General features: G+C 66.0%; 26 protein-coding genes and 2 tRNA genes. 18 read left to right on the top strand and 10 right to left on the bottom strand.

The genetic code is table 11. From position 1 onward, the window contains the following. Nucleotides 1–2 precede the first annotated feature (2 nt). The 6 genes from rsmG to rpmH all read right to left on the bottom strand — a co-directional run bounded on the left by rsmG (nt 3) and on the right by rpmH (nt 3,156). Nucleotides 3–638 (bottom strand): 16S rRNA (guanine(527)-N(7))-methyltransferase RsmG, encoded by a 636-nt coding sequence (gene rsmG / locus ACHAAJ_RS10105; protein WP_435728009.1) that lies wholly within the window; start codon nt 636–638, stop codon nt 3–5. A 34-nt stretch (nt 639–672) separates the two neighbouring features. Then, complete coding sequence (locus ACHAAJ_RS10100) at nt 673–1,218, bottom strand: Jag family protein (RefSeq protein ID WP_435728008.1); 546 nt, start codon at nt 1,216–1,218, stop codon at nt 673–675. Between the two features lie 3 nt (nt 1,219–1,221). Beyond that, the gene (gene yidC / locus ACHAAJ_RS10095; protein WP_435728007.1) at nt 1,222–2,178 is read right to left on the bottom strand and encodes a membrane protein insertase YidC; all 957 of its coding nucleotides are present in this window, start codon (nt 2,176–2,178) and stop codon (nt 1,222–1,224) included. A 6-nt stretch (nt 2,179–2,184) separates the two neighbouring features. Next, nucleotides 2,185–2,556 (bottom strand): membrane protein insertion efficiency factor YidD, encoded by a 372-nt coding sequence (gene yidD / locus ACHAAJ_RS10090; RefSeq protein WP_435728006.1) that lies wholly within the window; start codon nt 2,554–2,556, stop codon nt 2,185–2,187. Then, nucleotides 2,543–2,923, bottom strand: coding sequence for a ribonuclease P protein component (gene rnpA, locus ACHAAJ_RS10085; RefSeq protein ID WP_435728004.1), 381 nt, complete (start codon nt 2,921–2,923; stop codon nt 2,543–2,545). Before rnpA ends, yidD begins: the two co-directional genes overlap by 14 nt. A gap of 95 nt (nt 2,924–3,018) precedes the next feature. Beyond that, nucleotides 3,019–3,156, bottom strand: a complete 138-nt coding sequence (rpmH, locus tag ACHAAJ_RS10080; RefSeq protein ID WP_003800212.1) for a 50S ribosomal protein L34 — start codon at nt 3,154–3,156, stop codon at nt 3,019–3,021. Nucleotides 3,157–3,703: 547 nt separating this feature from the next. On the opposite strand from rpmH, the gene dnaA reads away from it, so the two are divergent. The 12 genes from dnaA (at nt 3,704) to ACHAAJ_RS10020 (ending at nt 16,504) form a co-directional block, all read left to right on the top strand. Next, on the top strand, nt 3,704–5,119 hold the full coding sequence (gene dnaA / locus ACHAAJ_RS10075) for a chromosomal replication initiator protein DnaA (protein ID WP_435728001.1): 1,416 nt from the start codon (nt 3,704–3,706) through the stop codon (nt 5,117–5,119). Between the two features lie 413 nt (nt 5,120–5,532). Then, nucleotides 5,533–6,654, top strand: a complete 1,122-nt coding sequence (gene dnaN / locus ACHAAJ_RS10070; protein ID WP_435727999.1) for a DNA polymerase III subunit beta — start codon at nt 5,533–5,535, stop codon at nt 6,652–6,654. 42 nt (nt 6,655–6,696) lie between these two features. Continuing rightward, complete coding sequence (gene gnd, locus ACHAAJ_RS10065; RefSeq protein WP_435727997.1) at nt 6,697–7,584, top strand: phosphogluconate dehydrogenase (NAD(+)-dependent, decarboxylating); 888 nt, start codon at nt 6,697–6,699, stop codon at nt 7,582–7,584. 14 nt (nt 7,585–7,598) lie between these two features. Continuing rightward, the gene (recF, locus tag ACHAAJ_RS10060; RefSeq protein ID WP_435727995.1) at nt 7,599–8,780 is read left to right on the top strand and encodes a DNA replication/repair protein RecF; all 1,182 of its coding nucleotides are present in this window, start codon (nt 7,599–7,601) and stop codon (nt 8,778–8,780) included. A gap of 62 nt (nt 8,781–8,842) precedes the next feature. Further along, nucleotides 8,843–9,340 carry a DciA family protein gene (locus ACHAAJ_RS10055; protein ID WP_435728073.1) on the top strand — a complete coding sequence of 166 codons (498 nt, stop codon included), beginning with the start codon at nt 8,843–8,845 and terminating at the stop codon, nt 9,338–9,340. Nucleotides 9,341–9,761: 421 nt separating this feature from the next. Continuing rightward, nucleotides 9,762–11,762: a DNA topoisomerase (ATP-hydrolyzing) subunit B gene (gene gyrB / locus ACHAAJ_RS10050; protein WP_435728072.1), complete on the top strand. Its 2,001-nt coding sequence runs from the start codon at nt 9,762–9,764 to the stop codon at nt 11,760–11,762. A 51-nt stretch (nt 11,763–11,813) separates the two neighbouring features. Further along, on the top strand, nt 11,814–14,483 hold the full coding sequence (gene gyrA / locus ACHAAJ_RS10045) for a DNA gyrase subunit A (protein ID WP_435727993.1): 2,670 nt from the start codon (nt 11,814–11,816) through the stop codon (nt 14,481–14,483). Beyond that, on the top strand, nt 14,480–15,070 hold the full coding sequence (locus tag ACHAAJ_RS10040; RefSeq protein ID WP_435727991.1) for a DUF3566 domain-containing protein: 591 nt from the start codon (nt 14,480–14,482) through the stop codon (nt 15,068–15,070). The genes gyrA and ACHAAJ_RS10040 overlap by 4 nt, the downstream gene beginning before the upstream one ends. Before the next feature lie 122 nt (nt 15,071–15,192). Beyond that, nucleotides 15,193–15,266 (top strand) — tRNA-Ile (locus ACHAAJ_RS10035). Nucleotides 15,267–15,285: 19 nt separating this feature from the next. Further along, nucleotides 15,286–15,417: a DLW-39 family protein gene (locus ACHAAJ_RS10030; protein ID WP_435727989.1), complete on the top strand. Its 132-nt coding sequence runs from the start codon at nt 15,286–15,288 to the stop codon at nt 15,415–15,417. A 12-nt stretch (nt 15,418–15,429) separates the two neighbouring features. Then, a tRNA-Ala gene (locus tag ACHAAJ_RS10025) sits at nt 15,430–15,502 on the top strand. A gap of 108 nt (nt 15,503–15,610) precedes the next feature. Next, a complete protein-coding gene (locus tag ACHAAJ_RS10020) occupies nt 15,611–16,504 on the top strand; it encodes a DMT family transporter (protein WP_435727988.1) in 894 nt (297 codons plus the stop codon). A gap of 6 nt (nt 16,505–16,510) precedes the next feature. Here the strand turns inward: ACHAAJ_RS10020 and ACHAAJ_RS10015 are convergent, their stop codons facing one another. Both ACHAAJ_RS10015 and ACHAAJ_RS10010 read right to left on the bottom strand, forming a co-directional pair. Next, on the bottom strand, nt 16,511–17,350 hold the full coding sequence (locus ACHAAJ_RS10015; protein ID WP_435727987.1) for a glycosyltransferase family 2 protein: 840 nt from the start codon (nt 17,348–17,350) through the stop codon (nt 16,511–16,513). Between the two features lie 81 nt (nt 17,351–17,431). Continuing rightward, nucleotides 17,432–18,376, bottom strand: a complete 945-nt coding sequence (locus ACHAAJ_RS10010; protein ID WP_435727985.1) for a hypothetical protein — start codon at nt 18,374–18,376, stop codon at nt 17,432–17,434. A gap of 157 nt (nt 18,377–18,533) precedes the next feature. Here ACHAAJ_RS10010 and ACHAAJ_RS10005 point away from each other — a divergent pair, with 157 nt between their 5' ends. From ACHAAJ_RS10005 to ACHAAJ_RS09985, 5 genes are all read left to right on the top strand, one after another. Then, nucleotides 18,534–19,079, top strand: a complete 546-nt coding sequence (locus ACHAAJ_RS10005; protein WP_435727984.1) for a peptidylprolyl isomerase — start codon at nt 18,534–18,536, stop codon at nt 19,077–19,079. A gap of 357 nt (nt 19,080–19,436) precedes the next feature. Beyond that, the gene (locus ACHAAJ_RS10000) at nt 19,437–20,075 is read left to right on the top strand and encodes a rhomboid family intramembrane serine protease (RefSeq protein ID WP_435727982.1); all 639 of its coding nucleotides are present in this window, start codon (nt 19,437–19,439) and stop codon (nt 20,073–20,075) included. A 643-nt stretch (nt 20,076–20,718) separates the two neighbouring features. Then, nucleotides 20,719–21,693 (top strand): GNAT family N-acetyltransferase, encoded by a 975-nt coding sequence (locus ACHAAJ_RS09995; RefSeq protein WP_435727980.1) that lies wholly within the window; start codon nt 20,719–20,721, stop codon nt 21,691–21,693. A gap of 38 nt (nt 21,694–21,731) precedes the next feature. Further along, entirely contained in the window at nt 21,732–22,934 is a 1,203-nt protein-coding gene (locus ACHAAJ_RS09990; RefSeq protein ID WP_435727978.1) for a PQQ-dependent sugar dehydrogenase, read from the top strand. Between the two features lie 65 nt (nt 22,935–22,999). After that, complete coding sequence (locus ACHAAJ_RS09985; protein WP_435727976.1) at nt 23,000–23,488, top strand: SRPBCC family protein; 489 nt, start codon at nt 23,000–23,002, stop codon at nt 23,486–23,488. A gap of 48 nt (nt 23,489–23,536) precedes the next feature. On the opposite strand, the gene ACHAAJ_RS09980 is transcribed toward ACHAAJ_RS09985, so the two are convergent. After that, nucleotides 23,537–24,034: a DUF3817 domain-containing protein gene (locus tag ACHAAJ_RS09980; RefSeq protein WP_435727975.1), complete on the bottom strand. Its 498-nt coding sequence runs from the start codon at nt 24,032–24,034 to the stop codon at nt 23,537–23,539. 53 nt (nt 24,035–24,087) lie between these two features. Between ACHAAJ_RS09980 and ACHAAJ_RS09975 the strand changes: the two genes are divergently transcribed. Next, nucleotides 24,088–24,894 (top strand): SDR family oxidoreductase, encoded by an 807-nt coding sequence (locus tag ACHAAJ_RS09975; RefSeq protein ID WP_435727973.1) that lies wholly within the window; start codon nt 24,088–24,090, stop codon nt 24,892–24,894. Nucleotides 24,895–25,017: 123 nt separating this feature from the next. Here ACHAAJ_RS09975 and ACHAAJ_RS09970 read toward each other — a convergent pair whose 3' ends face one another. Continuing rightward, nucleotides 25,018–25,269, bottom strand: coding sequence for a cell division protein CrgA (locus ACHAAJ_RS09970; protein WP_435727971.1), 252 nt, complete (start codon nt 25,267–25,269; stop codon nt 25,018–25,020). Between the last annotated feature and the right edge of the window lie 124 nt (nt 25,270–25,393).

The raw sequence follows: 25,393 nt of genomic DNA, 5'->3' as shown, positions 1-25,393 counted from the left end.
CGTCAACCGACGCGGATGCGGACAACCGTCGTTGGTTCCTCGAGCACGTTCTCGCCGACAGTCACCACCTCGGTTCCCCGTCCGCCGAGCTTCCGAATGGCTTTCGATGCCTTGTCGATTTCCTCGGCCGCGCTGCGACCCTTGATCGCTAAGACCTCGCCGGAACCGCCCAACAACGGGATCGTCAGTCCGGCGAGATTGCCCAGGGCGGAAACGGCTCGTGCGGTCACCACATCGGCAACGACGTGCCCCACGGCCTGTTCGGCACGGGACCGGTAAACGGTCACGTTGTCCAACCCAAGATCTTCCGTCACCTCGCTGAGCCAAATGCATCGACGCTCCAACGGCTCGATCAACGTCACCGAAAGATCCGGCCGCGCAATGGCGAACGTGAGCCCCGGCAGCCCCGCCCCGCTGCCCACGTCCGCGACCTCGGAGCCCTGGGCGATCAGGTCCGCCACGACAGCACAGTTAAGAACGTGACGGCCCCAGAGCCGGGGAACCTCGCGTGGACCCAACAGCCCGCGTTCCATACCGGATGTTGCCAGGTGCTCGACGTACCTTTCGGCTAGGGGGAGTCGATCTCCAAAAACAAGCTCGGCGGCGCGGCGTTCCTCCGCCGTAGGTTCATGCTCCATGCTCACGTGGTTCCGCTCTCCTCTGGTGCCTGTCCTAGGCCTCGTTGGCCGAGACGACGATGTGCCGGCGCGGTCCTTCGCCATCGGACTCGCTGTGAGATCCAAGGGCGGCAACGGCGTCGTGCACGAGCTTGCGCTCGTAGGCGCTCATGGGAGGCAGTGCCACTGGCTCTCCAGACTCACGTGCCTTGGCGACGGCGTCCTCCGCGATGCCCTGCAATTCGCTGGCACGACCCTCCCGGTAGCCGACGATGTCCAACACCAGCCTCGACCGGTTCCCCGTGGACGACAGGACGGCCAGTCGGGTGAGCTCCTGAAGGGCCTCCAGCGTCTCGCCCTCATGCCCGACCAGGCCGCGCAACTGCTCGTCGCCCCCTTCCTCGTTGACGATCGAGATGTACGTCCGTCCGCTACGGATCTCGATGTCGATGTCCCCATCGATGTCGGCGATGTCCAAAAGTTCCTCGAGATAGTCCGCGGCGACGTCGCCCTCTTCCTCCAACCTGCTCGGCGAGGACTCGTCGTCGGCGTCCTGCGTGGCGGGGTCAAGCGGCGTAGAGGTCTCGTCAACGTTGCTCATGGACTACTTCTTCTTCCTGTTCTTGCGCTGCGGCTGCGTCCGCTGCACCTTGGGTTCAACGACCTCGGGAACGGTGTCCTCAATCTTCTTCTGTCCCCGCGGCGGAAGTCCCTTCGCAGCCCGACGCTCGTTGAGCTCGCGCTCCGCCTGGGAACCGGGAGTGGGATTGTTGTGAATGACGTAGAACTGCTGTCCAAGGGTCCAGACGTTGGAAGCGGTCCAGTAGATCAGAACACCGATCGGGAAGTTGATGCCGCCGATCCCAAACACCAGGGGAAGGATGTAGAGCATCATCTTCTGCTGCTGCATGAACGGGCCCTCGAGGGCCTCCTTGGTCATGTTCTTGGACATGATCTGCTTCTGCGTGATGAACTGCGACGCCGTCATCGCGATGATCATGACGAGGGCGGTGACGATCACGGACATGCTGGGGGAGCCGGAATTCAAGGTGCCGAGGAAGGTGTCGGAGAGCTTGGCGCCGAAAATCGACGACTGGTCGAAACTCCGGATATGCGCGGCCGACAGCGCACCGATGGGATCGCCCGAAGCGCTCGCCTTCGCCGCGTTGTTCAGCACGGTGAACAGCGCGAAGAAGAACGGCATCTGCACGAGGATCGGAAGGCACGAAGACAGCGGATTGGTCTTGTGCTTCTTGAATAGCTCCCGCTGTTCGGCGATCATCGCCTGCTGCGAGAGCTGGTCCTTCTTGCCCTTGTACTTGGCCTGCAGCTTGCGCAGGTCCGGTTGCAGCGCCTGCATGGCGCGTTGCGCCTTGATCTGCTTGACGAAGACGGGAATCAGGGCGGTCCGGATAAGAAGCACCAGGAAAACGATGGAAAGCGTCCAGGTCCAACCTGAATCCGGGTCCATGCCCACCCAGGTGAACAATTCATGGAACGCCCAAAGGATCCACGAAACCACCTGGCGGAACGGCCACAGCAGCGTGTCAAAGAATTCCATTAAAGGTCATGCTCCTCGAGCCGCGTCTGCGGCATCATCGTCGGCGGGAATCGGCGGATGATTCAACACCATGATCTTTGGGGTGTGGCCGTTCGGCCAAATCCTGCGGCCGGCTGGCACGTGGTCGATGCCACCGTGGCTCCACGGATTACAGCGAAGAACCCTGTAGGCGGCCAATCCGGAGCCCTTAACCGCGCCGTGGACTGTGACGGATTCCAGCGCGTAGGCGGAACAACTCGGGAAGTAGCGGCAGACATCGCCATAGAGCGGGGAAACGACCACGCGGTATCCCTTGAGCAACGCCACGGCAATCTGACGGGGCACATCGACAAGACGGCGAATGACGCCGGTTGCCGGGTTTTCCTCAGGCAATGCCATGGTTGTCCCTCCCCGACCTCTGGGTCGTCGCCTTACGGTCCGCCGCGCGGCAGGCGGCCGTGATCGCCTCGAATACCTCGACTGAAAGTTCGGCCCAGGTCGCCTGAGCGGCGGATGGCAGGGCACGCACGACGACGTCGTAGGTGTGGCCCTGATTAGCCAAGGCCTCGGCGGCAACCGCCCTTAACCTCCTCTTAACGAGGTTCCGGGCAACAGCGTTCCCCACCGCTTTAGACACAATAAACCCGAACCGCGAACGCGCCTCGGCGCCCTCGTCGATTCGGGAACGTGCGTATAGCACTACGTTCCGGCGCCCAGAGCGGGCGCCGGAACGTACGGTGTTCGAGAATTCCCCGGCGGTCCGCATCCGGTGCTCCTTCGGCAGCACGGCGTCAGACGCCGATGCCGCGGGAGAAGGCACTCATGGAAGAATGCGGCCGATCCGTGCGGATCCGCTCGATGCTATGCGGAGAGTTCGGTGCGGCCCTTGCCGCGGCGCGCAGCCAGGATGGCACGACCCGCACGGGTGCGCATACGAAGACGGAAGCCGTGCTTCTTGGCACGACGGCGGTTATTCGGCTGAAAAGTCCGCTTGCTCACAGTAGTAACTCCAAGACGATCATTTGATGCGCCTTAACCCGTTGCTACAAGGTGGGAAGAACAGGCTGACGCTCGAATCAAAAAGTGGCGGTTCCGCAGGTGCCCTGTCCTCTGTCTGGCTCGACCAAGGACGTAAGGCATCACTGAAAACACACACACAGGACTAAATAACGGTAGGGGAAAGAAGCCCTCCCCGTCAAACCGGGGATGGGGCTTCCTGGGGCCACCTGTGGCCACCGTCTACTTCTCCCAACCCTACAGCGAGTTCCCACACCCTGTGTGTAGCGAATCCACAGTTGTGGACAAGCTGGATCCGGGGCGGTCAGCCGGCGGCGAAGGATTTCGTCGGCTTCCCCGTCATTCCGGGAGCGGAGGCATCTGCGTGTCCGCTAGCGGGAGGTTCGCGCCAACGATCGAGTTATCCACCGTCTGTGAACAACATTGTGGATGACGGCTAGAATCGGAACTCCCGTCGCCGTCCGGTGCACTCGGCCGGGCCGGGAACCTCCGCCTTTCGAGCGGCAACACCTTTGAGGGGACTGCGATAGTGAGCACGGAAGAATCGAACACGGTAGGCAGCGCGTGGCGTCAGGTGGTGCGCAACCTGGAGCAGGACGATCGCGTCACCCCGCGTCAGCGCGGCTTCGTGGTGCTTGCCCAGCCGCAGGGGCTGATCGGCACCACACTCCTGTTGGCCGTCCCAAACGAACTCACCCGGGAAGTCCTGCAGACCCAGCTCAAGGGGCCCCTTGACGTCGCCCTCCGCCAAGTATTCCAGGACGACATCCTCTGTGCCTTCAGTATCGACTCCGATCTGGTGCCCGAAGCTAGCCCGGAGCCGGCCGAATCCGAGCAGCCGCCCGTCCCCAAGGAACGGATCAGCGATAACCGCCCGCAGCCGTCCCCCCCCTCGACGTCCCAGGAATTCGGCCGACTCAATCCCAAGTACATTTTCGACACCTTCGTGATCGGATCGTCCAACCGCTTCGCGCATGCCGCAGCGGTGGCCGTGGCCGAGGCACCCGCCAAGGCATATAACCCGTTGTTCATATACGGAGATTCCGGTCTGGGTAAGACCCACTTGCTGCACGCCATCGGCCACTATGCGCGCCATCTCTACAACGGCATCCGGGTCAGGTATGTGAACTCCGAGGAATTCACGAACGACTTCATCAACTCGATCCGCGACGACGAGGGGGCCAGCTTCAAGCAGACCTACCGCAACGTGGACATCCTCCTGATCGACGACATCCAGTTCCTGGCCAACAAGGACGCCACGCAGGAGGAGTTCTTCCACACCTTCAACGCGCTTCACAACCACAACAAGCAGGTCGTCATCACGTCCGATCTGCCGCCGAAGCAGCTGGCCGGCTTCGAGGACCGCATGAGATCGCGCTTCGAGTGGGGCCTGCTGACGGACATCCAACCGCCGGAACTCGAAACCAGGATCGCCATCCTGCGCAAGAAGGCGACCGCGGAAGGACTCTCGGCGCCGGACGACGTCATGGAGTACATCGCCTCGAAGATCTCCACCAACATCCGCGAGTTGGAGGGTGCCCTCATCCGCGTCACCGCGTTCGCGTCCCTCAACAGCCAGGGCGTCGACATGGCCCTCGCCGAAACCGTGTTGAAGGACCTCATCACCGACGAGGGGGCCCAGGAGATCACGCCGGCGGCGATCGTCGCCCAGACAGCCGAGTACTTCAACCTCAGCATCGAGGAACTCAACAGCAAGTCCCGGACCCGGACGCTCGTGACCGCCCGACAGATCGCCATGTATCTGCTACGGGAGCTCACCGACATGTCCCTCCCCAAGATCGGGCAGGAAATGGGTGGGCGCGACCACACAACCGTGATCCACGCCGACCGAAAGATCCGCGAACTGATGGCCGAACGCCGTGCGATCTTCAATCAGGTGACGGAACTGACCAACCGGATCAAGCAACAACAGCGCGAAGGCTGACCGGCCCCGATCCCTGCCAATGCGGCGAAAACCACAGCTGTGGATAAACCTGTGGATGGTTAAGTGGACGAAGCCGCTTACCTGCGCATAACTCCGCCCTCCCCTGTGGATCCCTTAAACGGCGCGGATCTTTGTCCACCGCCGACCGGCACTTAGCCATGGCGAACCAACATGTTGTGCACATGCATAATCGGCCTTGCCGTACGGTCTGCGCCTGTTATCCACAGAATCCACAGGACTTATTAACACTACGAATCCCACCTTTTATGAGATTCCAGATAACAAGTTCCCATTCCATCCGCTGGTTCCCACGACCAGTCCACCGCTCCCTGCGCTGGTATTCCCCGTTCGGGCCTTCCGGCTAAGCTTGCAACGGAAAGTTGTCACCCCATGTGCTGTGAAAGGCGGAATACGTGAAGTTCAGTGTCGAAAGGGACGTCCTGGCGGAAGCCGTGTCCTGGACTGCCCGCTCACTGTCCCAGCGCCCGCCATCGCCGGTTTTATCGGGGATCCTCATCACAGCGGAAAACAGCGTCGTTTCCCTCGCCGGTTTCGACTACGAGATTTCGGCGCACCTGGAGATTCCCGCGGAAACACCCCAGGAGGGGACGATCCTGGTCTCCGGAAAGCTTCTTGCCGAGATCTGCCGGAGCCTCCCGCAGGCGAAGGTCACGATCGAGACGGAAGGTAACAAAGTCACAGTCACCTGTGGACGCAGCCGCTTCCATCTGGCCACCATGCCGGTCGCTGACTACCCGGCACTGCCGGCACTTCCGGACATCGCCGGCGTCGTTGATGGAGAGGCTTTTGCCCAGGCCATCAGCCAAGTCATCGTTGCGGCGTCGAAGGACGACACGCTCCCCATCCTCACCGGCGTCAAGATGGAGATCGAAGACGACCTCATCACATTCCTGGCGACCGACCGCTATCGACTGGCTCTCCGCGAGGTTTCCTGGCGTCCCGCTAACCCGGGCATCTCGACATCCGCGCTCGTCAAAGCCCGCACACTGAATGAGGTCGCCAAAACCCTTGGAGGGGCGGGCGACATCAAGATCGCACTCGGCCAGAGCAACGACCTCATTGGGTTCGAGAGCGGCAGCCGCCGCACCACGTCCCTCCTCGTGGACGGCGACTATCCGAAGATCCGTTCACTCTTCCCGGAAAACACGCCCATCCATGCGACCGTGCGCACCACCGATCTCGTCGAGGCCGTCCGTCGCGTGGCCGTGGTTGCCGAGCGGAACACGCCCGTGCGGCTGGCCTTCACCGAAGGACAGCTTTCCCTCGACGCCGGAACCGGCGAGGACGCGCAGGCCGAGGAAGCCATCGAGGCACAGCTCGACGGCGAGGACATCACCGTGGCGTTCAACCCCGCCTACCTCGGCGAGGGACTAAACGCCTTCAACAACGAGTTCGTCCGCTTCTCCTTCACCACCGCGCCGAAGCCGGCCATGATGACGGCACAGAAGTCGCTCGACGGAGACGATGAGGACGACTACCGGTACCTGGTCATGCCCGTGAGGCTTCCCAGCTAGAGCGGGGCCGTCCGGGTCCACATCGACGACAAGGAGAAACCCATGCACATAGGTTTGATCGGTCTCGGGAAGATGGGCTTCAACATGCGCGCCCGCCTGCGCCAGGGCGGCGTCGAAGTCACCGGATACGACCGCGATGCGGAGCTCACTGACGTGGACACCGTCGAGGCAATGCTGGAAGCGTTGCCGACGCCCCGCATCGTGTGGCTGATGGTTCCCTCGGGAGCGATCACCGACTCCGTCATCGCGGATCTCAAGGACCGGCTTTCCCCGGACGACCTGGTGATCGACGGCGGCAACACCCGCTTCAGCGACGACAGGCGCCACGCCGCCGAACTCGCGGAGAAACAGATCCGTTTCGTCGACTGCGGCGTCTCCGGCGGAGTATGGGGGTTGGAAAACGGCTACGGCCTGATGGCCGGCGGATCCGACGCGGACATCGCCGAAATCATGCCGGTCTTTGATGCGCTCCGCCCGGAAGGCGATGCCGCCAGAAGCTTCGTGCACGTCGGGGAGGTCGGCGCCGGCCATTACGCCAAGATGGTCCACAACGGCATCGAGTACGGCATCATGCAGTCCTATGCGGAGGGATATGAACTCCTTGCCGCGAAGGACATCATCAAGGATGTTCCGGGCACCTTCGCCGCCTGGCAGGAGGGAACGGTTATCCGCTCCTGGCTGCTGGATCTGCTGGTCGTGGCCCTGCGCGAAGATCCGGAGCTCGCCAACGTTGTCGGCTACGTCGAGGACTCGGGCGAGGGACGCTGGACCGTGGAGGAGGCAATCTCCAACGCGGTCCCGGCACCTGCGATCACCGCTTCCGTCTTCGCCCGGTTCGCGTCGCGCCAGGACGACGCACCAGCAATGAAGATGGTGGCGGCGCTGCGCAACCAGTTCGGCGGCCACGCGGTCAAGCGCCCCGGCGAATAGGGACATACCCCCGGGTGTTCGTTTCTCACATATCCCTGACCGATTTCCGCAGTTACGCCCAGGTGGACATCCAGTTGGCGGCAGGCACCAGCGTCCTGGTCGGACCCAACGGAGTCGGGAAGACCAATGTCGCCGAGGCTTTGGGCTACCTGGCCACGCTGTCATCGCACCGCGTCTCAGGAGACACGGCGCTCATCCGGTTCGGCACTGACCGGGCGCTGGTTCGGGCCCGCATCCAACGCGGTGCCCAGGCGACGTCGATCGAACTGGAGATCACCGCCGGCAAGGCCAACCGTGCGCGGATCAACCGGGCCAACCCGGTACGCGCCCGTGACGTCCTCGGCATTGTCCGAACCGTCCTTTTCGCCCCGGAGGACCTCGCGCTGGTGAAGGGAGACCCCTCCAACCGGCGTCGGTTCTTGGATGATCTGCTGGTGACGCTGCAGCCGCACCATGCCGCCACCCGTGGCGACTACGAACGTGTCCTGAGGCAACGCAATGCCCTCCTCAAATCCGGGCGCGCGGCCGGGAGGTTCACTTCCTCCCACGAGGCGACGCTGGACGTCTGGGACCAGCACCTCGCCCAAGCGGGCGCCCGGCTCCTCCGCGGTAGGCTGGATGTTCTGGCGCTCTTGACGCCGCACCTCGAAGCGTCCTATGCGGGGCTCACGGATGGATCGAAGGCGGCGACCGCGGTCTATCGGTCGACCGTGGTGGAGGAACTCGACGACGACGGCACACCCGGACCGTCGCCGGGAGCGGAGGAGAACGCTCTTGCCGACGCCGGCACGGAGGAGTTGGAAAAGCTCCTGTTGACGGCACTGGCTGCCCGGCGGAAGAAGGAACTCGAGCGCGGGCTCACGCTGGTGGGCCCGCACCGCGACGAGTTGCTCCTGGGTCTCGGGGCCGTGCCGGCGAAGGGGTACGCGTCCCACGGCGAGACCTGGTCGCTGGCGCTTTCCCTGCGGCTGGCCGCCTACCGGGCCATGTGTGAGGACGATCCGCGCGAGGGTGCCCGGCCGATCCTCATCCTCGACGACGTGTTCGCCGAGTTGGACACCGGGCGCCGGCGGAAACTCGCGGCCGTGGTGGCGGACGCCGAACAGGTCATCGTCACCGCCGCGGTGCCGGAGGATGTCCCGGAGGAGTTGGGCGGGACGGTCCTGCGTGTTGGCCCCGGAATGGTGGAGTCGTGACCGATCGGCGGGAACCCGCCCCGACGGGCAAACAGCCCGTCGAATTCGACGCGGCGCGGGCCATGCTGAACAGGATGCGCGAGTCCGCGGCGGCGCGCGGGGAAATCCGCGTCAACGCGGCCCAGGCGCAGCGGGCCGGGGAGCGCGCCGCGGAGGTGCGCGCCAAGCGGCGCAAGTCGCCGGCGGGAATCCAATACGACGACGGACGCGACCCCCAGGGCATCGGGAACGTGTTCTCGCGCATGGTGCGGGACCGGGGCTGGACCTCTCCCGTCGCCGTCGGATCGGTGATTTCCCGATGGGCGGAGCTCGTGGGCCCCCAAATCTCCGCGCACTGCACGCCGGAGAGTTTCGAGGAGACGACGGTGGTCGTCAGGTGCGATTCCACCGCTTGGGCCACCCAGCTGCGGCTCCTGAGCCACAGCCTGCTGAAGACCTTCGACGAGAAGCTCGGTCCCGGCGTCGTGATCGTCATCCGGGTGATCGGTCCTTCGGCGCCAAGCTGGCGCAAGGGGATGCGCCGCGTACAGGGCAGGGGCCCCCGAGACACCTACGGATAGCGGTGTGGGGGCCATTCGGGGAACGGGGCCGAGTCGCCTGCGTTGCCTTGCCTGCTCACGCCCCGCAAGCCCGGGAGCCATACAGGCCCACATGCGAGGGTCCATCAGTGGCTTCTATGGCACTTTTTTGGCCAATGGGGGCCTATTGGCCGTGGATCGGCGCGATTCCAGAGACGATTCGCGGTAGAATTTAGGGCGTGGCGTCCCCCAGCTTTGTGGGACGCCGGTTCATGAGTGGCGGCCTGACGGGCGCCGCCCGCCGGAATTGCACAAGGAGTCTGTAGCGCCTGTGGATATAGAGAACACCGCACCCGAGGAAAACCCGGACGAGGAACCCCGGGATTCCGGCGTCGGGGAAGACCGGCAGGAGACGGCGGAAGCCTCTTCCGAAGGCGCTCAGGACCTCTCGAACGGCGGGCGCGTGACGCACGAATACGGCGCAAGCGACATCACGGTCCTCGAGGGACTCGAGGCCGTGCGCAAGCGGCCCGGCATGTACATCGGTTCCACGGGTCCCCGCGGCTTGCACCACCTCGTCTACGAGGTCGTCGACAACTCCGTCGACGAGGCCCTGGCCGGCTACTGCGACCACATCAAGATCACCCTCCAGGCCGACGGCGGAGTGCGGGTCGTGGACAACGGCCGCGGCATCCCGGTGGACATCCACCCCACCGAGGGCAAGCCGACCGTCGAGGTCGTGATGACCATCCTGCACGCGGGAGGAAAGTTCGGCGGCGGCGGCTACGCGGTATCGGGGGGTCTGCACGGCGTCGGAATCTCCGTTGTCAACGCCCTCTCGCGGCGTGTCGACACGGAGGTCCGCCGCCAGGGCAGCGTCTGGCGCATGTCCTTCGCGGAAGGCGGCAAGCCACAGGGCGAACTCGTCAAGGGCGAGGACGCGAACGGCACGGGAACGACCCAGACCTTCTACGCGGACCCGGACATTTTCGACACCGTCGAGTTCGATTTCGAGACCCTGCGGGCGCGGCTGCAGCAGATGGCGTTCCTGAACAAGGGCCTGCGCATCACGATGACCGACGAGCGCGCACTCGAGGACTCCGCCGACGAAATCGCGGAGGAGGACGACGAGCGCGCCGCCGAGGCCGCCGAGCCGAAGCACCGTAGCGTCGACTATCTCTACAAGGACGGGCTGCTGGACTACGTCAAGCACCTCAACGCGTCCAAGAAGGTGGAGCTGGTCCACGACGACGTCATCGCGTTCGAGAGCGAGGACAAGGACAAGCAGATCTCCGTTGAGATCGCGATGCAGTGGACCACCGCCTACTCGGAATCCGTCCACACCTACGCGAACACGATCAACACCCACGAGGGCGGCACCCACGAGGAGGGTTTCCGGGCGGCGATGACCTCGCTCATCAACCGGTACGCCAGGGAAAAGACCCTGCTCAAGGGCAACGACGAGAACCTCACGGGCGACGACATCCGCGAGGGACTGACCGCCGTCGTCTCCGTGAAGCTCGGCGAGCCGCAGTTCGAGGGCCAGACCAAGACGAAGCTGGGCAACTCGATCGCCAAGGGCTACGTCCAGGGCGTCGTGAACGAGGAGCTGGGCGACTGGCTGGAGCGCAATCCGAACACCGCCAGGGACATCATCCGCAAGTCCCTCTTCGCGGCCCAGGCCCGCCTGGCGGCCCGCAAGGCGCGCGACAACGCGCGCCGCAAGAGCCCGCTGGAGACATTCGGCATGCCGGGCAAGCTGTCCGACTGCTCGTCCAAGAACCCGGTCGAGTGCGAGGTCTACATCGTGGAGGGAGACTCCGCCGGCGGCTCGGCCAAGCGTGGGCGCGATCCGCGCACCCAGGCGATCCTCCCGCTGCGCGGAAAGATCCTGAACGTGGAGCGCGCCCGGCTGGACAAGGCCCTGGGCAACTCCGAGGTCCAGTCCATGATCACGGCCTTCGGCACGGGCATCGGCGAGGAGTTCGACGCCACCAAACTCAGGTACCACAAGGTCGTTTTGATGGCCGACGCCGACGTCGACGGGCAGCACATCACGACGCTGCTGTTGACGCTGCTGTTCCGCTACATGCGTCCGCTGATCGAACAGGGCTACGTCTACCTGGCCATGCCGCCGCTGTACCGAATCAAGTGGTCCAACTCGGCTCACGACTACGTGTTCACGGACAAGGAGCGCGACGACGCCCTCAAGGCCGGAGCGGCGTCGAACAAGCGCCTCCCCAAGGAGAACGGCATCCAGCGCTACAAGGGCCTCGGCGAGATGGACTACACCGAGCTGTGGGACACCACCATGGACCCCGACCACCGGACGCTGCGCCAGATCACCATGGACGACGCCGCTGCCGCCGACCAGATCTTCTCCGTGCTCATGGGCGAGGACGTCGAATCGCGACGCAACTTCATCCAGCAGAACGCCAAGGACGTGCGCTTCCTGGACATCTAGTCCCGCGCACCTCCCCACACGTTCCCCAGATGTGACTAAAGGAAGAATCCGATGAGCGACGAGACGCCCGAAAACCCCGACGGACCCGAGATCGAGGGCCGGATCATGCCGGAGACACAGACCTTCGTGGACCGCATCGACCAGATCGACCTGCAGACCGAGATGCAGCGGTCCTACCTCGACTACGCGATGGCCGTCATCGTCGGCCGCGCCCTCCCGGACGTGCGCGACGGGCTGAAGCCCGTCCACCGCCGCGTGCTCTACGCGATGTTCGACGGCGGCTACCGTCCCGAGCGCTCGTACAACAAGTGCGCCCGCGTGGTCGGCGAAGTCATGGGCCAGTACCACCCGCACGGCGACTCCGCGATCTACGACGCCCTCGTCCGCCTCATCCAGGATTGGACCATGCGCTACCCCCTGGCGCTGGGCCAGGGCAACTTCGGATCGCCGGGCAACGACGGCGCAGCCGCCCCGCGTTACACCGAGACCAAGATGGCCCCGCTGGCCATGGAAATGGTCCGCGACATCGACGAGGAAACCGTCGACTTCCAGGACAACTACGACGGAAAGAACCAGGAGCCGACCATCCTGCCGGCCAGGTTCCCCAACCTGCTCGTCAACGGGTCCTCCGGAATCGCCGTCGGCATGGCCACCAACATCCCGCCGCACAACCTGCGCGAGGTCGCCGACGGCGTGCAGTGGTATCTGGAGAACCACGACGCGACCAAGGATGAGCTCCTCGAGGAGCTCCTGAAGCGCATCAAGGGACCCGACTTCCCCACCGGCGCGACCATCCTCGGCCACAAGGGGATCGAGGACGCCTACCGCACGGGTCGCGGTTCGATCACCATGCGCGCCGTCGTCAGTGTCGAGGAGCTCCAGGGCCGCACGTGCCTGGTGGTCACGGAACTGCCGTACCAGGCCAACCCGGACAACCTCTCCATCAAGATCGCCGACCTGGTCAAGGACGGCAAGGTGCAGGGCATCGCCGACCTGCGCGACGAAACCTCCGGACGCACCGGCCAGCGCCTGGTGATCGTGCTCAAGCGCGACGCCGTCGCCAAGGTGGTCCTCAACAACCTCTACAAGCACACGCAGCTGCAGGACAACTTCTCCGCCAACATGCTGGCCATCGTTGACGGCGTCCCGCGGACGCTTTCGCTCGACGCGTTCATCCGGCACTGGGTGACGCACCAGATCGACGTCATCGTGCGCCGCACGCAGTTCCGCCTGCGCAAGGCCGAAGAGGCGGCCCACATCCTGCGCGGCCTGCTCAAGGCGCTCGACGCGCTGGACGAGGTCATCGCGCTGATCCGCCGTTCCCCCACGGTCGACGACGCGCGCCAGGGCCTCAAGTCCCTGTTGGACATCGACGACCTGCAGGCCCAGGCCATCCTGGATATGCAGCTGCGCCGACTCGCCGCGCTGGAGCGCCAGAAGATCCAGGACCAGCACGCCAAGCTGGAAATCGAGATCGCGGAGTACAAGGTGATCCTCGGGGATCCAGAACGCCAGCGCACCATCATCTCCGAGGAGCTCAAGGAGATCGTCGACAAGCACGGCGACGATCGTCGCACCGCGGTCCTGATGGGCTACGACGGGGACATGTCCATCGAGGACCTGATCCCCGAGGAGGAGATGGTCGTCACCATCACGCGCGGGGGCTACGTCAAGCGCACGCGCAGCGATAACTACCGCCAGCAGAACCGTGGTGGCAAGGGCATCCGGGGCGCTCAACTGCGCGGGGACGACGTTGTCCAGCACTTCTTCGTGACCACCACCCACAACTGGCTGCTCTTCTTCACGAACCACGGTCGCGTCTACCGGGCCAAGTGCTACGAGCTCGCCGAGGCCGGGCGCGACGCCAAGGGCCAGCACGTGGCCAATCTCATGGCGTTCCAGCCCGACGAGCGGATCGCGCAGGTGTTGGACCTCCGCGACTACGCGCAGGCCCCGTATCTGGTGCTGGCCACCAGGAACGGCCTCGTCAAGAAGACTCGGCTGGTCGACTACGACACCAACCGGTCCGCCGGCGTGATCGCCATCAACCTGCGCGACGGGGACGAGTTGGTCTCCGCGCGGTTGGTGTCCGAGACCGACGATCTCATGCTGGTATCGCGGAAGGGGCAGTCGGTGCGCTTCACCGCCACGGATGAGGCGCTGCGGCCGATGGGGCGCAACACCTCGGGCGTGACCGGGATGAAGTTCCGCGACACCGACGAATTGTTGGCCGCCGACGTCGTCCGTGATGATTCGTATGTCTTCGTGGTGACCGAGGGCGGCTACGCGAAGCGGACTTCGGTGGGGGAATACCGCGTTCAGTCCCGCGGCGGCATCGGCATCAAGGTGGCCAAGCTCGCCGAGGACCGCGGCGACCTGGTGGGCGCGTTGATCGTCCAGGAGGAGGACGAGGTCCTCGTGGTGATGGGCGGTGGCAAGGTGGTTCGTTCCCGGGTGGAACAGGTCCCCGCCAAGGGCCGCGACACGATGGGTGTGATCTTCGCGAAGCCGGACAAGAAGGACCGGATCATTGCCGTGGCGAAGAACGCCGAGCGTGGGCTGGGAGCCGACGCGGAAGACGATGCAGTACCGTTGGATCCAGACCAAATCCAGGCCGCCGAAGACGGAACCCCGTCCGGCGACGCCCTGACCGATGCCGGCGCACAGCCGGAATCGGCTGAGGCCGCCCCGGAGCCAGACACCGATGGAGGTAACGCGTGAGCACCCCCAACAACCCCCGACCGGGGACCCCCCGCCCCGCGGGGCAGGCCGGTACCCGTCCGGCCGCGCCGCGCCAGACTCCGTCTGCGCAGCAGCGCGCCGGGGGCACCGCCCAGCGCCCCGCCGGGGCCGCGCAGCAGCGTCCGGGGCAGCGTCCCGCCGGTTCCGGGCAGCAGCGTCCGGGCCAGCGTCCGCAGCAGTTGGTGCGTCCCGCACCCAAAGCGAAGGTCCGCAAGGCCCGCCTGCTGGTAAGCAAGGTGGATCCCTGGTCCGTCCTGAAGATGGCGTTCCTCCTGTCCGTCGCGCTGGGCATCGTCACCGTGGTGGCGTCGGTTGTCCTGTGGTCGGTGCTCGACCTGACCGGCATCTTCGACCGGGTCAACGAGCTCTTGCTCGAGGTCGCGGGCAGCGAGAGCAGCTTCGACCTGAAGGAACTGGCCTCGCTGGGGCAGGTGGCCTCCTTCGCGACGATCATCGCCGTCGTGAACGTGGTGTTGCTGACCGCCCTGTCCATGTTGGCGGCGGTGCTGTACAACATCTCCTCCACCTTGGTCGGTGGCATCGGAATCACGCTAACCGACGACTAAACGACCCGCCGCAGGCCGTTCGATCGGTTCCCGGGACGTGGTTCGCACCGCGGCCCGGGAACCGATTTGTTTATGGGCCAAATGTTCGGGTAAAGTCATATCTCGTCCTCAAGGGACACTGAGGGCGTATAGCTCAGGCGGTTAGAGCGCTTCGCTGATAACGAAGAGGTCCCAGGTTCAAGTCCTGGTACGCCCACGGAATCCCTCCCTCCGGAATGAACGAGGTCCCGATGCGGAAACTGCTGGTCTTGGCGGCCGCCATCGCGGGAATCGCCACGTATCGGAAGTGGAAGGAAACCGAGGCGGAGAAATCCGTCTGGAGCGAGTCGACGGACACGATCGACTAGTTCCAACCCCACGGGGGCATGGCGCAATTGGTAGCGCACCTGCTTTGCAAGCAGGGGGTTAGGGGTTCGAGTCCCCTTGCCTCCACCGTGGAAACGAAGGTCCCGGGCCACTGGTCCGGGACCTTCGCCATCTGTCCACACTGCGCCCACGGATCGCCGTTGGATGTTCGCCCCCTGCGCCTAGAGTGGTGCGGTGATCATCCTTCTGGCCGCCATCGGCGTCCTGGGCGTCTCGGCGTCCGGTCCCATCATCGCGGCGACGCCCAGCGTTCCTCCCATGGCCATGGCGTTCTGGCGCAACGCGATCGGGGCCGCGGCCACGGCCGTGCCGGTGCTGGCTGGCAACCCGAAGAGCCTGCGTTCCGCCGGACGGCGCGAATGGGGATGGAGCGCCGTCGCCGCGGTGTCCCTGGCCCTGCACTTCGTCTGCTTCACCACCTCGATCCGCCTGACCTCGGTCGCGGCGGCCACCGCGCTGGTCTGCCTCCAATCGGCCTGGATCGTCCTGTTCCAACGCCTGCGCGGCATCAAGCTGCCGGCCCAGGCCGCCGTGGGAATGCTGCTCGCCCTCGCCGGCGTCGTCGTGATCACGGGGTTCGACATCGGGACCTCGCCGGAGGCGTTGCGCGGGGACGTGCTGGCGATCGCCGGGGGCGCGCTGGCGGGCGCCTACACCCTGGCGGGCAGCAAGGCGCGCGAGACCATGGACACCGGTTCGTACACCACGCTCTGCTACTCGATGACGGCGCTTGTGCTGCTGGGGCTGTGCCTCGTCTTCGGGGAACCCCTGTGGGGTTTCCCGCCCGAGGGGTGGATCGGCATCGTGGCACTGGCCGTCTGCGCCCAGCTCCTGGGACACAGCATCTTCAACCACCTCCTCTCCACGCTTGGCGCGCTCACCGTCTCCACGATCATCCTGCTGGAGATCCCCGGCGCGGCCATCCTGGCGGCCGTGTTCCTCGCCGAGCAGTTGCCGGCGGGGACCTACGTCGGCCTCGGACTGATCGTGCTGGGACTGATCGCCGTCGTGCGCGGGCAGGGGCGGGCGGCCGCGTTGCGCAGGACCGCCGAGCTGGGCGCCGACTAGGGCGGCTCAGATCCCGCCGCGTCGCACCGGCTGCGAGCTGCGCACCGTGTGGATGTACCGCAGCATTTTCGCCGGGTAGTAGATGGACATGAAGATCAGCATCGGGATCTTCAGGACCGTCCGGTTGATCTGGTGCGCCTTGTACGTGCGGTCGAACCGGGTGACGTAGTAGCGGTAGTCCTTCGGCGAATCCTCCAGGCGGCGCGCGGACATGCCGGACACCATGCCAGGGACATACCGGATGAGGAGATCGTGGTCCGCGAGATGGACCGAGATGTCGATGTCCTCGTGCATTTCGTCCGCCTCGTCGCGGCACACCTCGGAGGCAATGGTCTTCCACGCCGTGCGGCGCAGCGCCATGTTGGACCCGAAGAGGAAGTGGTACTGCTTGTAGGCGACCTTCAGCACCAGTTGGCGCATCTTGTCGTCCGCCTTGAGACCCCAGCGCCGCATGGGCATGTCGTAGTACACGACGGGCCCCGTGGCCGCCATGACCTCCGGGTCGGAGAAGGTGCGGGAGACCTGCTCCACCCAATCGGGTTCCAGCACCGAATCGGCGTCGATGCGACCCAGGACGTCGCCGGTGGCCGCGCCGAGCCCGTAGTTGCGCGTGGGAATGAGCCCCTGCTCGCGATCCTGGCTCATCAGCCGGATGGGAGCCTCGGGATACTCGGCCTGCATCTGCCGCACGATCTCCGCGGTGGTGTCCCGGGACATGTTGTCGACGACGATGATCTCATGTGCCGGCTCGGTTTGGTAGATCGCGGCGACCAGGCACTGGCGGATCACGCTTTCCTCGTTGTACGCCGGAACGACGATCGAGACCCTGGGTTTGACGTTATCCACATGTCCAATCTATCAGCGACCGGACATGCGGAAGGGGAGGTCCGCCGTAGCGAACCTCCCCCCATTCCGCGCCGTGGGGCGTTAGCCCTCCGTCGTGGAAGTGCCTGTCGCGGGCGCGCGGTGTGCGGCGCCGCGCGGGCCCGGCTTCGGGGAAGCGTCGGAGTCGCCATCCGTCGCGTCCTCTGTGGCCAAATCGGCGTCGACCCCGGCCGCGGATCCCTGGGCGGTTTCCGCGAACAGGGGCTCGGGCGAGTCGACCGACGGCGTCTCGGCGGTGGCGAGATGCTCGCGGACCTCTTCGGTCGAGGCCTCGGTCTCCGTCGCGGGCACCGCGACGGGCACAGGGGTGGGTTCCACAGGCGCCGGTGACTTCCATGGATCCTCGACGGGCTTGGACGCCTTCCAAGCGGCGACGCCGGCCGTGACCACCGCGGCGATGATCCCGAAGATCAGGAATCCGCGCTTGCGGCCTTGGTGAGCCTGTTCCCTACGGAGCTGCTTACCGGCCTGGCGCACGGCGACGACGGCGGACTTCTGTGCGTTCTTCAGCGCTTTCTTGTCTCCGGAGAACGAGGCGACCGCCTCGTGCACCGGCTGCGGGAAGGTGGCCCCGTCCAAACGGCGCGCGGTGTAGTCGGCGGCCTCGCCCAGCTTGGCGCTGGCCGTGGGGATGTACTGGTTCACCACGAGGTCACGCGCTCGGTGGATCGCCGGCGTCGCCTTGTCCAGCGTTTGCTGGATACGCGGGGAAGCCTCGTCGACCACCTGGGAGATGCGTGGCGCGACACGGTCCAAGCCGTCCTGGATCCGCGGCGTCACCTTCGCGACACCCCCGGCAAGCTCGCTGGCCGCGCGATGCAGCCCCTCTTGGATCCTGGGGGAAGCCGTCTCGATTCCCTTCTCGAGGCGTGGCACCGCCCAGCCCACGGCCGCCTCCACCCGGGGCGTGGCCCAATCGCGGGCACCTTCCACACCGGTGGTGACCGAATCACCAAGGTCACGGGCAATGCGTTCTGTCTTCTTCACACGTTCCTCCCGAATTGTTGGAGCATCCGCGCCTAGCCTACGCGTTGCACTTCGGGCGGGCCATCCACGCGGGCGTGGCACGGGCGGTCGAGCGCCGTGTTCACTGTCCGCGTACATGGGGGGCCGGGGCCCCCCGGGGCCATGGAAGAATAGGCGCATGACTGCCATTCCCACACACAAGGCCACCATCCACACCAACCACGGTGACATCGTGGTCAACCTGTTCGGCAACCACGCGCCCAAGACCGTCAAGAACTTCATTGGCCTCGCCACCGGCGAGCAGGCTTGGGTCCACCCGGAATCCGGCCAGGAACTGACGGACACCCCGCTCTACAGCGGAACCATCTTCCACCGCATCATCAGCGACTTCATGATCCAGGGCGGGGACCCGCTGGGCCAGGGCGTCGGCGGACCGGGCTACCGCTTCGACGATGAGATCAACCCGGACCTCGACTTCACCGAGCCGTACAAGTTCGCGATGGCCAACGCCGGAATCCAGATGGGACGCGGAACCAACGGTTCCCAGTTCTTCATCACGGCGGCTCCGACCACTTGGCTGCAGGGCAAGCACACCATCTTCGGCGACGTCACCGACGAGGCCTCCCGCCAGGTCGTCGACAAGCTCAACGCGATTCCGACGGACGGCCGCGACAAGCCGCTCGAGGACGTCGTCATCAACACCATCGACGTCGAAGCCGTCTAGGCACCCGGCACTCCGTACTTTCGCGGCATTCGCGGCACGGCGGGTTCCGTCTCGGTTCTTTCGAATCCGTGACGGGACCCGTTCGCGTTTAAGCGTCCGCCAACCCACCTATCAGGAGAGACCCCCATGGCCTTCGGCGTTCCCGCGCAGCAACCCGAGATGCAGGTCCCCGTTTGCCCTCGGCATCCGGACCGCACCTCATACGTCCGCTGTCAGCGCTGCGGACGACCGGCCTGCCCCGAGTGCCAGCGCACCGCGGCGGTCGGTGTTCAGTGCGTCGACTGCGTGAAGGCGACCGGTTCCCAGGTCCGTGCCACCCGTACCGCCTTCGGGGGAAAAGAGCGAGGGGGGAAGCCCGTGGTGACCTACGCGATCATCGCCGCGTGCTTGGCGGTCTTCGTGGGCCAGTTCGCGGTGCCCCCGCTCGAGGGCCTGCTGCTCTACGCAGGCCTGTACACGGGCAGCGAGCCGTGGCGGATGCTCACGGCGACGTTCCTCCACTCCACGGGTTTCCTCATGCACATCGCCTTCAACATGTATGCGCTGTATGTGATTGGCCAGGCGTTGGAGCCGCTGTTGGGCAGGCTCCGGTTTCTGATGCTGTACCTCATTGCGGGTTTCGGTGGTTCGGTTGCCGTGTTGCTGTTGGAATCGCCCCGGGTCGGGGTGGTCGGAGCGTCCGGCGCGGTGTTCGGCCTCTTTGGCGCGTTGCTCGTGGTGATGAAGGCCAGGGGCGGCAACTACCGGCCTATTCTGATCCTCATAGGCATCAACCTGGTCCTCGGCTTCCTCCCGGGGGTGAACATCTCCTGGCAGGCGCACCTGGGCGGACTCCTCACCGGGGCCGCGCTCGCAGCGGTGTTCGCGTACGCGCCGCGCGGCCCGCGGCGCTCCCTGGTGCAGTGGACGGGTGTGGGGCTGGTTTCGGCCATCCTGCTGGGCCTGACCTGGTATGGCTGGCAATTGGTTCCCGTTCGGCTCTTCGGCGTCGCATAGGCCCCAACACGGTCTCCGCCCGACGACCAGACGCAAGGTCTTCACCAGGCACGTTCCCGTCTTCCGCCGGGGACGTGCCTGTCTGGTTTCCACAGGACTTATCCACAGTGTTAATAAGTGACAGCCGTGTAGTTCACCGCCCCCCGAGGCACCCGATGCCCGCAGGGAGCGTCCACGAACTGGAAACCAAGGGAATTCCCTTGATGATTCACATAGTCATCCACACCTGTGGATAAGTTCTGTGCACATCCTGTGCGCAGTGAATGACCACGTATCCCCGACGTCGCCAAAGCCGGACACACAGTTCCCACGCAGCCGTTCCTTGGTTTGGCGCGGAAAATAGCGCCCCCGAACACCTATCCACAGCCTCTATCCACAGTGTTCACAACTTACATCGATGTAGTTCATGCCCTTCGCGGGTAGCGCATCCCGCCGGTGACGGCGAATAGAACATACTTACCAACAGTTCTATCCCCATGTGTGGATAACCATGTTCACAGCATGTGTACTTCTTGGTTCACGGGAACGGCGCCTCGGGGCGTGACATTCGCCGGCCCGAGGGATAGATTCCACATACCGCATTGGGAAATACCAATCACGGGACCGGTAGAAACGACCGGCCGCATCGAGACGGGAGTTGCCCATGGCACTGGTTTGGCGAAGCATCCAGGTGGAAGACACCCCGGCATGGAGTGTGTTGTCGAACCTTCTGGCGCGGCAGGACGACACGGATGAGGTCTATGGGCCCGAGGACCTTGCCGAGGAGATCGCGGAACCGGGGTTCGATGCCTCCGTGGACAGCCTCGCCGTCTGGGACGGCGACACCATGGTTGGTTTCGGGCAGTTGCGGGTCAGCCATACGCTCAGGGACGGCCGCGCCAAGGCCCACATCGGCGGTGGTGTCGTCGGGGACCACCGTGGGCGTGGCATCGGCCGCGAGATCATGGACAGGATGGAGGAACGCGGCAGGGAACTTTCCGGGCAGCGTCATCCCGGCATTCCAACCACGGTCGACGTGTGGTCGGGTAAACCGGGGTCTTCGGCCGCGCGGATGGTCGCCGCCAGGGGCTACGAACCAGTCCGCTACTTTCAGGACATGCGCGTCTACCTCGCCCGGTGGGAAGCCCCGGCCGCCCCCACGATGGCGGAAGCCCCGGACTCCCCGGCCGTGGCGTTCGCACCCGAGTACGCAGAGGCCACCCGGGTGGCGCACAACGAGGCGTTCGCCGACCACTGGGGATCCACGGAACGGTCGGCCGAAAAGTGGCTCGACCAACTTAACTCGCGCAGCTTCCGTCCCGGGTACAGCAGGCTGGTTCTCAACCCCGGACCGACCGCGAGCCAGGAAGACGCCGTGGACTCCTACCTGCTGAGCGGCGAATGGGCCCCCGGGGAGCTCTACGTCAGTCTGGTGGGCACCCGCCGTCGTGCCCGGGGACGTGGACACGCTGGGCGCATGCTGACCGACGTCGTCCGGGCGGCGAAGGAGGACGGCTATCGGATCGTGGACCTCGGCGTGGATTCGGACAGTCCCACGGGAGCGGTGGGCCTGTACGAGCGTGTCGGTTTCCGCAAGATTCGCACCAACGTCGTTTTTTCCCGCCCGCTTCGGCCGTAGCCGTCGACCCCGCGGGCACCCGGTCCTAGGCTGGGGCCATGGACCAGCGGGATGCACGCGCAAGCCGGAGGACGGTGCTCGCGGCCGGCGCCGCCACACTGTGCGGCGGGTTGCTCGCGGCGTGCTCCGACGCCGGCGGCAGTCGTGGTGGTGGTGCGGTCTCGACCGGCGTCGCTCCGGCGTCGCCCTCCGGAACGACGGCGGCCGGCGATCCGCCGCCCGAACCGCGCGTCGTCGGCACTGTGGCCGAAAACCTGGACACGCCGTGGTCCATCGTCTTCCTCCCGGACGGGACCGCCCTGGTCTCCGAGCGCGACACCGGTGCCGTCCACCGGGTCAAGCCCGACGGCGGCACCGACGTCCTCGGGGTGGTCCCCGGCGTCGTGCATGGGGGAGAAGGGGGCCTACTCGGACTGGAGCCGTCCCCCGGATTTGGGAACGACGCCCTGCTCTATGCCTACTTCACGGCCGACGACGGCAACCGGGTGTCCCGGTTCGAGGTCGGCGCAACCGGGCTCGGCACGGAACAACCCGTGCTGACCGGCATGCCCTCCGCCGGGAACCACAACGGCGGCCGCATCAAGTTCGGCCCCGACGGTCTCCTGTATGTGGGAACAGGCGACGCGGGCCGCCGCGAGGCCTCCCAGAATCCGCAATCCCCGTCCGGCAAGATTCTGCGCCTGGACGTGGCCGCGGGTCGGGACCTGCCCCTGCGGGCGCCGGCGCCGTTCGTGTCGCTGGGCCACCGGAACGTCCAGGGCATCGGGTGGGATGCGGAGGGACGAATGTGGTCCACGGAGTTCGGGCCCGATCGCGACGACGAGCTCAATTTCATACGCGACGGCGGGAACTACGGGTGGCCGGAGGTCACGGGCGCGGCCGACGACGGCCGGTTCGTGCCCGCCGTCCATGTCTGGAGATCCACCGCGGAGGCCTCGCCAAGCGCCCTGGCGATCGCCGGCGGATACGCCTACGCGGCCTGCCTGCGCGGGGAACGTTTGTGGCAACTGCCGCTGCCCCAAGCCGGCTCGGAGACCGGGGCCGGCGGAGCCCTGCCCGGCGCACGGGAATTCCTGCGCGGCGAGTACGGGCGGCTACGGGACGTGGTGTCCGTGCCGCGGAGCGCCGCGGGGGCCGCGGCGGGCGAAGCGGGGAAGTCCACCGGCGGCCAGCTGTGGGTGGCCACGAACGAGGGCGCGTCCTCCAGGATTCTGCGGCTGGCCCTTGCCCCCGCGGGATAGGCGGGGGGAAACTAAAGCATCCGGGGCGACCGCACCGGCCGAACCCGCGGGACGGAGGTGCGCACATGCCGGTTGATCCGACTGGTCGCGTCCTCCCCACGGACACGGGAATCGACCTGGTGGTGGAACGCTACCTGCAGGCGCCCGTGGCCGACGTCTGGGGCAGCCTGACCGAGAGCACGCGCACGGCCCTGTGGTTCGGCCCGTGGGAGGGCGAGGGGCGGCCCGGCGGCCGCGTGGTGGTGACGATGACGGCGGAGGACGGCGCACCGACATCGCGCCTGGACGTGGTCGCCTGCGAGCCGCCGCACCGGCTGGAGGTTTCCATGCACGACGAGCATGGCGTCTGGGACCTGGAGTTCCGGTTGGAGCGGACCGGACCGGGAACGCTGGTCCGGCTCATCCAACATCTGGCGTCCCGCGCGGGACTGGGGCAGATCGGAGCCGGGTGGGAGTTCTACCTCGACCGGCTGGCCGCGAGCCGTGTCAACGGGCCGATGCCCGATTTCGAGTCCTACTATCCCGGGATGCGCGACTACTACGAGTCCCTGTAGACCGCGCGCCGCCTGCGCCGCCCACGGTAGGCGAGGAGCGCCGGGCTATCAGCCCTTGGGAACGGGTGGTCCGACGACCAGCAGGACCGCCGTCGCGAGCGCCACGAAGGTGATCCCCGCGATGCCGGCGGCCACCGGGTGGCGCAGGCACAGGGCCTGGATCCGCTCGACCGGCCCGCGCGGCTCGTCGCCGCCCTCGGCCAGGCGCCAGCCGCCCTCCAGCAGGCCGCGGCGTTCCGCGGACTTTTCGAACGGGATGGTGCAGAACGGAACGACGGCGGACGCGAGCCCGGCGACGCCGCGCCCGAAGCTCCAGCGCTGGTTGACCCACACGAAGCAGGTCACGACGCAGTAGGCGATGAAGACCACCCCGTGGATCGGGCCGAACACGGGAACGAATGCCTCGCTGGTGCCCGAGTACTTCAGCACCATGCCGATGGTCAGCAGTGCCCACGTCACCATCTCGGCGAATGCGAGCGCTCCGTAGAGCCGCTTCGGCGACAAGGTGTTCCGCGGCGGGGCGGTGGGGGTCCGGGTGTCGGTCATGGTGTCCTCTCGTCCACCCTCCAGCATGCCACGCCCGGCCGTAGGGTGGTGCCATGAATGATGCGAATCACGACACCACGGAGGCGCCGGCGGCGGAAGCCGGCCACCGGCCGGTGGCCCTGGTCACCGGAGTTGGCCGCGCCGCCGGACTCGGCGCGGCCGTCGCCCGCTCACTGGCGGCGGCCGGATGGGATCTGGCCCTGGCCTACTGGGGTCCCTACGACGACCGCATGCCCTGGGGACGCCAGCCGGACGACGCCGACGGGCTCGCGTCCGAGCTCGAGGTGACCGGGGCGCGCGTGGTGCTTCTGGAGGCGGACCTGGCGGACGCGTCCGTCCCGTCCCGGCTACTCGACTCCGCGTCCGCCGAGTTGGGTCACGTCTCGGCGCTGGTGATGTCCCACTGCGAGTCCGTCGATTCGGGGATCATGGACACCGGCGTGGAGGCCTTCGAACGCCACTTCGCGGTGAACACGCGGGCCTCGTGGCTTCTGGTGCGCGAATTCGCGGCACGCTTCCCGTCGGCGCTTCACGGGAGCGGTCGGATTCTCGCCCTCACGAGCGACCACACGGTGGGGAACATGCCCTACGGGGCAAGCAAGGGTGCGATGGACCGGATCGTGCTGGCGGCGGCCCGCGAGCTTTCCCGTCAGGGCATCACCGCGAACGTCCTCAATCCCGGCCCCGTGGACACCGGGTGGATGACGCCGGAGGTCCGCGCGGCGCTCACCGAACGCCAACCGGGCGGGCGCCTCGGCACCCCCGCGGACGTGGCCGCCGTCGTCGCGTTCCTGCTCTCCGGTCCCGGGGGCTGGATCAACGGGCAACTGGTCAAGGCCGACGGTGGCTTTTCGGCCTGATCCCGCAGTTCACCCCCCGCGTTTCGACAAAGTTAGATGCTTGAATTAGGCCGAAAAGGAGCATCTACCTCAGTCGAAACGAGAGGGGCGGGCGGGGAACTCAGTCGAAACGAGAGACAAGGGCTAGCGCCAGCGGGTCGTCATGACGAAGCCGACCATGGCGAACCCGAAGCCGATCACGATGTTCCAACCGCCGGCGACCACGATGGGCAACAGGCCCTCGGAAATGTAGTAGACGATGATCCACAGCAGGCCCAGGATCATGAGGCCGAACATCACCGGCTTGTACCAAACGGGCAGCGGCTTGTAATCGCCGGACGCCGCGGGGGTCCGGTCTGGACGGCGGTCCTTGCGGCGCATCCTTGACTCTGGCACTGCGTCTCCTGACCTCGGTCGGCGGAACAATCCCCGGTTCCGGCCGACGGACGATATTCTGGCTGTGGACCCGCCGATTCGAGGGAAGGACGGGCGACCGTGGTGCCCCCATCCTATCCGTTGC

This window comes from Arthrobacter arnarulunnguaqae, assembly GCF_051262515.1.
Classification (GTDB): domain Bacteria; phylum Actinomycetota; class Actinomycetes; order Actinomycetales; family Micrococcaceae; genus Arthrobacter_N.
This window is presented reverse-complemented; position numbering and strand designations above follow the sequence as displayed.